The sequence below is a fragment of the Massilia sp. P2_C2 genome (assembly GCF_056404615.1).
Window position 1 is genome coordinate 1 of record NZ_JBFUDR010000315.1, and the last position, 6,699, is coordinate 6,699.

Annotated in this window: 5 protein-coding genes and 1 pseudogene; all 6 read right to left on the reverse strand. The window is 72.1% G+C overall.

The annotated features are described in order from the left end of the window. Positions 1 to 154: 154 nt before the first annotated feature. Complete coding sequence (locus tag AC1DYX_RS25705; protein ID WP_477264153.1) at positions 155 to 1,165, reverse strand: GGDEF domain-containing response regulator; 1,011 nt, start codon at positions 1,163 to 1,165, stop codon at positions 155 to 157. A 47-nt stretch (positions 1,166 to 1,212) separates the two neighbouring features. Continuing rightward, positions 1,213 to 2,205, reverse strand: coding sequence for a chemotaxis-specific protein-glutamate methyltransferase CheB (gene cheB / locus AC1DYX_RS25710; protein WP_477264155.1), 993 nt, complete (start codon positions 2,203 to 2,205; stop codon positions 1,213 to 1,215). Then, complete coding sequence (locus AC1DYX_RS25715; protein WP_477264157.1) at positions 2,202 to 4,526, reverse strand: hybrid sensor histidine kinase/response regulator; 2,325 nt, start codon at positions 4,524 to 4,526, stop codon at positions 2,202 to 2,204. The genes cheB and AC1DYX_RS25715 overlap by 4 nt, the downstream gene beginning before the upstream one ends. Continuing rightward, positions 4,523 to 5,203, reverse strand: coding sequence for a chemotaxis protein CheW (locus AC1DYX_RS25720; protein WP_477264159.1), 681 nt, complete (start codon positions 5,201 to 5,203; stop codon positions 4,523 to 4,525). The genes AC1DYX_RS25715 and AC1DYX_RS25720 overlap by 4 nt, the downstream gene beginning before the upstream one ends. Beyond that, the gene (locus tag AC1DYX_RS25725; protein ID WP_477264161.1) at positions 5,200 to 6,414 is read right to left on the reverse strand and encodes a CheR family methyltransferase; all 1,215 of its coding nucleotides are present in this window, start codon (positions 6,412 to 6,414) and stop codon (positions 5,200 to 5,202) included. Before AC1DYX_RS25725 ends, AC1DYX_RS25720 begins: the two co-directional genes overlap by 4 nt. Continuing rightward, a pseudogene (locus tag AC1DYX_RS25730) lies at positions 6,411 to 6,699 on the reverse strand (chemotaxis protein CheW); the annotation flags it as partial. The pseudogene AC1DYX_RS25730 and the gene AC1DYX_RS25725, both read right to left, overlap by 4 nt.

Sequence of the window (6,699 nt, forward strand, 5' to 3'; positions counted from 1 at the left end):
GGGAGTGTCACCCATGTCTCTAGACATGTGTTACCTATGTCCCTGTGCTAAACACACCCCTGTGCCCACGCGTGACGTGTGCGGTGCGTTGGCGTTACGCGTGGGCACGTTTCATTTGGGGCCCCCGGCCCCAAATGCCCACCCTACGGGGGGCTTAGCCGGCCGGGCTGACCTGGTTACGGCCGCTACGCTTGGCCTCGTACAGCGCCGCATCGGCCCGGGCGAGCAGGTCTTCCAGGGCGTCGTCCTCGCCGGGCACGGTGCAGGCCACGCCCATCGACATCGTGACGAACCCGCGCGGCGCTCCCGGATGCGGCAGCGCCAGCTGTTCCAGTCCGGCACGGCAGGCCTCGCCCACGCGCAGGGCGCCGGCCAGGTCGGTGTCGGGCAGCAGCAGCGCGAATTCCTCGCCGCCATAGCGTGCCGCCAGGTCGRCCGGGCGCTTCAGCTGGCCCGTCAGCACGGCGGCCGTCTTCTTGAGGCACAGGTCGCCGGCCGGGTGGCCCAGATGGTCGTTGTACAGCTTGAAATGGTCGACGTCGCACAGCAGCAGGGTCAGCGGCGTGCGCTGGCGCCGGCCGCGTTGCCATTCGGCGTGTGCCGCCTCGTCGAAGCGGCGGCGGTTGGCGATGCCCGTCAGGCCGTCCAGCGCGGCCAGCCGGCGCAATTCCTCGTTCGCGCGCGTCAATTCTTCCCGGCTCGCGCGCAGCGAGCGCAAGGCCGCGTCGCGCTGCAGTCCGCTGATGTAGCCGGCGGAATGGTGGCGGATGCGCGCCACCAGCTCCAGCTGGTCGGGCAGCTTGACGAGATAGTCGTGCGCGCCGATGGCGAACGCATGCGCCTTCAGCTTCGCTTCTTCCTTGGTCGACAGCACGACCACGGGAACCGGGCCCAGGGTCTCGTCGTCCTTGTAGGCCTGGATCAGCTGGAAGCCGTCGCTGCCCTGCATGACGAGGTCCTGCAGGATCACGGTAGGACGGTACATCCTGGCCGCCGCCGGGGCCGCGAGCGGATCGGTGACGTAATGGAATTCAATGTCGGCATGACCCGCCAGCATGCGCCGGACGGCTTCGACGATGATGAGCTGGTCGTCGACCAGCAGGACGCGCACCTTGAAGTCGGCGTCGTCCCGCTCGCCGGCTTCGGTGAGGCGGACTGCGTGCATCGAGCTAAATTGTTAACCGRGTGGGGTGGAGGATGTCAAACATCATTTTAACCCAGCGCGGGTGCAATATTGTCGAGTGCCAAAATTTTTTCTGCTGCGCCGAGTTCGGCCGCCGCCCGCGGCATGCCGTACACGGCACTGCTGGCTTCGTCCTGGGCGATCGTGGCCTGGCCTGCCCGGCGCATGGCAAGCAGGCCGTTGGCGCCATCCCGCCCCATGCCGGTGAGGAGCACGCCGGTGGCGCTTTTGTCCCAGTAGCGCGCCACCGAGTGGAAGAACACGTCGATGGACGGGCGGTAGACTTCGTCGCGCGGATGGGCGTCGTAGGCGAACCGGTGGGCGGGGGTGAGACGCAGGTGGTCGTCGCTGGCGGCCACCTGCACGAGGCCGCCCTCGAGCGCGTCGCCGCCCGCGATCGCCCGCACCGGGACGCCGGTCTGTTCACCCAGCCAGCGCGCCAGGTGGCCGGCGAAGGCGGGGTCGATGTGCTGGACGACGACGGCGGCCGTGTCGGGTGGCGGGCGCCAGCGCGCCAGTACCCGCGCCAGTGCGACCGGTCCGCCGGTGGAGGCGCCGATGGCCACCAGGCGCGTGACGGCGGACCCCGACGCCGCCGGCGCCGCGGCCGGCACGGGGGACGGCGCGGCGGGCGTGGCCGCGATCAGTTTGGCGATCGTGCGGATCTTCGCGAGCAGCGCGTCCTCGCCGCCGCGTCCGAGCAGCACTGGCGTAGCCGTCACGTCGAGGGCGCCGGCGCCGAGGGCGCGGAACACCTGGCCCACGTTGTCCTGCGGCGCGGCCGTGACGATCAGGATCGCGCACGGCGCCTCGCGCATGATCCGGCGGGTGGCTTCGACGCCGTCCAGCATGGGCATGGCGAGGTCCATCAGTACGAGGTCGGGCGGCAGGTCGCGGCACAGGCGCACGGCGTCGGCGCCCGTGCGGGCCACCCAGGCGACCTGGTGCTCACCGGCCGCCGCCAGCGCGCGGCGCAGGGCCTCGGCCGCGGTCGGGCTGTCGTTGGCGATGCCTATTCTCATGACGTTCCTTCTCCATGGGCCATGCCGATCAGGTCGCGCACGGCATCGAGCAGCGTGGCGTCGTGGAAGGCGCCCTTGGCAAGATAATAATCCGCGCCCGCCTCCAGCCCGCGCGTGCGGTCTTCCGGACGGTCCTTGTAGGATACGATCATTACCGGCAGGCGGCCAAGACGTGGATCGTGGCGGATGCGCTCGAGCAGGCCAATGCCGTCCAGGCGCGGCATGTCGATGTCCGTGATCACAAGATCATAGTCGGCGGCGCGCAACTGGTTCCAGCCATCCACACCGTCCAGCGCCACGTCGACGTGGTAACCGCGCGCCGCCAGCAGCTTGCGCTGCATCTCGCGCACGGTGAGCGAATCGTCCACCACCAGCACGCGCCGTGCGCTCGCGCCGCCAGCCGGACCGGCCGCCTGCAGGCCGAGGCGCAGCGCGGCGCCGGTGTCCAGCAGGCGGCCGATCGACATCACCAGGTCGGGCACGTCCAGGATCAGCACCGGCGTGCCGTCGTCGAGCAGGGCGGCGGCGGCCACGTCGCGCAGCTTGCCGAACGTGGGCTCGAGCGGCTGCACCGTCAGGCTTTGCTCCCCGTGCACGGCATCGACGACGAGGCCATAGCGCTCGCGGCCCGTGCCGATGGCGACCAGCGCCAGGTCCGCACCGGCGACGGTCTCGCCCAGCTCCAGCACCTGGCCGGCGGCGACGAGACCCAGCTGCTCGCCCGTGTCGCCCAGGGTGATGTACTGCCGTCCCTGCAAGGTAAGCACGTCGGTCGCCGGCACGCGCAGCACCCGCTCCACGCGCGCGATCGGCAGCGCATACGCCTCGCCGGCCACGTCGACGACGAGGGCGCGCACGATCGACTGCGTCAGGGGCAGCGTGATCACGGTGCGGAAGCCCGCGCCCAGCGTGGACTCGACGCGCACCGTGCCGTTCAGGCGCCGCACGGCTTCCTGCACGACGTCCAGTCCGACGCCGCGTCCTGAAATTTCGTTGGCGCTGTCCTTCAGCGAGAAGCCGGGCAGGAACAGGAATTCCATCAGCTCCGCCTGGCTCAGCTCGGGCGCGAACGCGGGCGCGGCCACCTGGCGGCGCACGGCGGCCGCGCGGATGCGCTCCGGATCGACACCGCCGCCGTCGTCCGCCACTTCGAGCGCCAGCATGCCGCCGCGGTGGCGCGCCTGCAGTCGGATCGAGCCGTGCGCGGGCTTGCCGGCGGCCACGCGCTCGTCCGGATGTTCCATGCCGTGGTCGACGGCGTTGCGCAGCAACTGGTTCAGCGGCGCTTCCATGCGCGCCAGCACGGCGCGGTCGACGAGCGTGTCCGCGCCATCGATCTCCACCCGCACGTCCTTGCCCAGGCCGCGCGCCAGGTCGCGCACCATGCGCGGCAACCCGTGCACGCCGTCGGCGAAGCGGCACATGCGCAGCGCCAGCACTTCGTCGGCAAGGCGCGTGGATACGTTCACCGCCTGGCGCTCGTAGTTCTCGGCATCGCGGATCGTGCGGTGCAGGTCGTCGCGCAGCGGCGCGGCCCGGTCGGCCACCAGCTGCGCCAGTTCGGCCAGGTGCGGATCACCCTTCGTGCGGATCGCATCCTGCAACTGGTCCAGCGCCTCGAACACGCCGCGCTGGTGGCGCTTGTAGCGCTGCAGCGACGCGATCCACGGGCGCAGCTGGCCCGCGTGCAGGCGCGCCTGTCCGGCCAGTGTCGCCAGTTCGTCGCTGCCGGTGGCGGGCGCGAGGGTCGGCGCAGGCGCCGGGGCGGGCGCTGGAGCGGGCATCGCGGGCATCGCAGGTGCGGTCGGCGGCGCAGGAGGTGCAAGAGGCGCAGGAGGTGCAGGAGGTGCAGGTGTCGGGGACGGCTCGGACGGTGCGGACGGTGCCTTCGGCGCGGCCGTCCGCGCCCGCCCGCGCAGCCCCGCCAGCGCCGCCAGCAGGTCGGCCAGGCGCGCGCCATGCGGCGTGTCGGCGCCGCCGGCATCCGATTCGGGCAGGTCGGCCAGTTGCTGCAGCAGGTCGACGGCGCCCAGCAGCACGTCGACGGCGTCCGGGTCGAGCTGCGTGCGGCCTTCCTGGGCGGCCACCAGCACGTCTTCCATCGCGTGCGCGAGGCGCAGCGCCGGATCGAGGCCGACGATCGCGGCGGCACCCTTCACGGAGTGCGCTGCGCGCATCATCGATTCCAGCATGGCCGCGTCGGCCGCGCCCTGTTCGAGCAGAAGGAGGCCGTCCGTCAGTACGCGCATCTGCTCGCGCGTCTCCATGCGGAACAGGTCCAGCATCGAGAACCGGCTCAGGTCTTCGTCGTCCATGCTCATCGCAGTTGGGCCTCCAGATGCGTCGCCAGCTGCGCCGTGTCGAGCAGCGCGGCCTCGATGGTGCTGTCGGCGATCATGCCGGCGACGAGCGGCGACGGCGCGCGACCGATGTTGGCGGCGGGCGGGCGCATGGCGCCGCTCACGTGGCGCAGCACGCCGTGCACCTCGTCCACCGGCAGCGCGTAGCGGTGCGCACCGAGCGCCAGCACCACCAGGCGCGCGAACGCGTGGCGGCCCAGCGGCGGCACGCCATCCGTGTCGACGTCCATCAGGCGGGCGAGCGACACGGCCGGCAGCAGGCGGCCGCCGACGTTGACGATGCCGAGCAGGGCGCCGTGGCTGCGGTGCGGCAGGCGGTGCGTGGATGCCAGCGGCGCGACCTCCACCGCCAGCGCCATCGGCACGGCCAGCCATTCGCGGCCGACGCGGAACACGAATGCCGCGGCGTCCGTGTGGACGGGTGGGGGTTCCGGGCGCGCCAGTTCGCGCGCCCATGCTTCGCGATAGGCCGCGTCGACGGGGCGCTGCAGGTTGCGCTGGGCCGCGCCCGAATACACGGGGCAGTTGCGGCAATGGACGTGGAGCGCGAGTTCCGGGCAGCTGCGGTCGCCGGAAACGCCGATGCGGCGCCAGCAGGCGTCCTCGTTCCATTCCTGCTGGATCGGAAGGTGCTTCATGCCGTCACGCTCCCGCGCCGGGCGTAGATGCGGGCGGCGCGCCGGCGGAAGTCGGCGCCGAGGGCCGCGTCACCGCGCTGCTCGAACAGCAGGGACAGGCCGCACGTGGCTTCGTAGTGGTCCGGATCGAGGTAGACGCAGCGCCGCCAGCAGCGTTCCGCTTCCTGCGGCCGGTGCGCGCATTCGGCCGTGAGGCCCAGCAGGAACCAGGCCTCGGCGTCTTCCCCGCGCAGGGCCAGCGCGTCGCGGCAGGCCTGCTCGGCCTCGGTCAGCCGGCCCGCGTTCGCATGACTCTTCGCTTCGGCCAGCAGGTCGCGCCGTGCCGGGGCCGCCTGCGGCGGTGCCGGCCGCGGCATCGCGGGCGCGGGCGGGGATGCGGGCATGTGCGTGGGACGCGGCGTGGCGCGCGCGTCCGGGCGCGGGAGGTCGGTCACGCGCCCGGACTGCCTGCGCAGCGCGAACGTGTCGCGCGGCGTGCGCGGTCCGAAGCCGTTGCGGCACAGGGCCGGCGCCTCGGCATAGCCGGCGAGCAGCAGGCCGTCGTCGGCCAGCAGGGCGTACAGCCGCGCCGCGGCGCGTACCTGCATGGCGGCATCGAAGTAGATCAGCAGGTTGCGGCAGAATATGAGGTCGTACGTGCCCGTGCGGACCGGGTCGAGGTCGAGCAGGTTGGCCTGGTCGAATGTGACGTACGCACGCAGCGCAGGGTCGATCACATAGCCGTCGCCGTCCGCGCTGAAGAACCGGACGCGCAGCGCTTCCTGGTCCAGGTCGGTGCGCGGGTTGCGGAAGGCGTTGCGCGTGAAGCGGCCGGCGCGGGCGCGCTCGATGGCGGCGCGCGATACGTCGAACGCGTCGATGCGGCAATGCTCCGGTCGGACGCCGGCGCGCGCCAGCATCATGGCCAGCGAATACGGTTCCTCGCCGCCGGCGCAGGGCAGCGACAGCACGCGTACCTGCCGCCCGGGATGCGCCAGCAGGTGGCGCTGGACGAAGCGCAGCGCGGTCTCGAACACGGCGGGATCGCGCAGGATCCACGATTCCGGCACGACGAGGAGGTCGATGAGCGCGTCGAATTCGGCCGTGCCGGGCTGCGGATCGTAGTCGATGCCTGCGCCGGTCCGGTGCATGCGTTCGCGCACGGCCCGTTCGACCGCGGCGACGGACAGGTCGAGGCCGGTGGCGGCGCGCAGGCGGCGTGTCAGGTTCATGTCGCATCTCCCGTACCGAACAGCAGGGCCTCGACGTCGGGCGCGAGCAGGCGCGCGGGATCGAGCAACTGCAGCATGCCGTGCACATCGGGCGCGACCTGGCCGAGCCAGGGTGCGCAGGCCACACCCGCGTCGGCCAGCGGACCGTCGATGGTAGCCACGCCGATCACGCGCTCGCACTTCAGCCCGAGGCGGCGCACGCGGCCGCCCGCATGCACGTCGACGAGCAGGATGCGAGTGTCGTAGCGCACGGCGTCGGGCGGCGTGTCGGCCAGGCGCGACACG

Bases quoted from the DNA above. Each gene is read 5' to 3' on its own strand.
- AC1DYX_RS25715 (WP_477264157.1), bottom strand. From the start codon at position 4,526: ATGAGCATGGACGACGAAGACCTGAGCCGGTTCTCGATGCTGGACCTG.
- AC1DYX_RS25720 (WP_477264159.1), bottom strand. From the start codon at position 5,203: ATGAAGCACCTTCCGATCCAGCAGGAATGGAACGAGGACGCCTGCTGG.
- cheB (WP_477264155.1), bottom strand. From the start codon at position 2,205: ATGAGAATAGGCATCGCCAACGACAGCCCGACCGCGGCCGAGGCCCTG.
- AC1DYX_RS25725 (WP_477264161.1), bottom strand. From the start codon at position 6,414: ATGAACCTGACACGCCGCCTGCGCGCCGCCACCGGCCTCGACCTGTCC.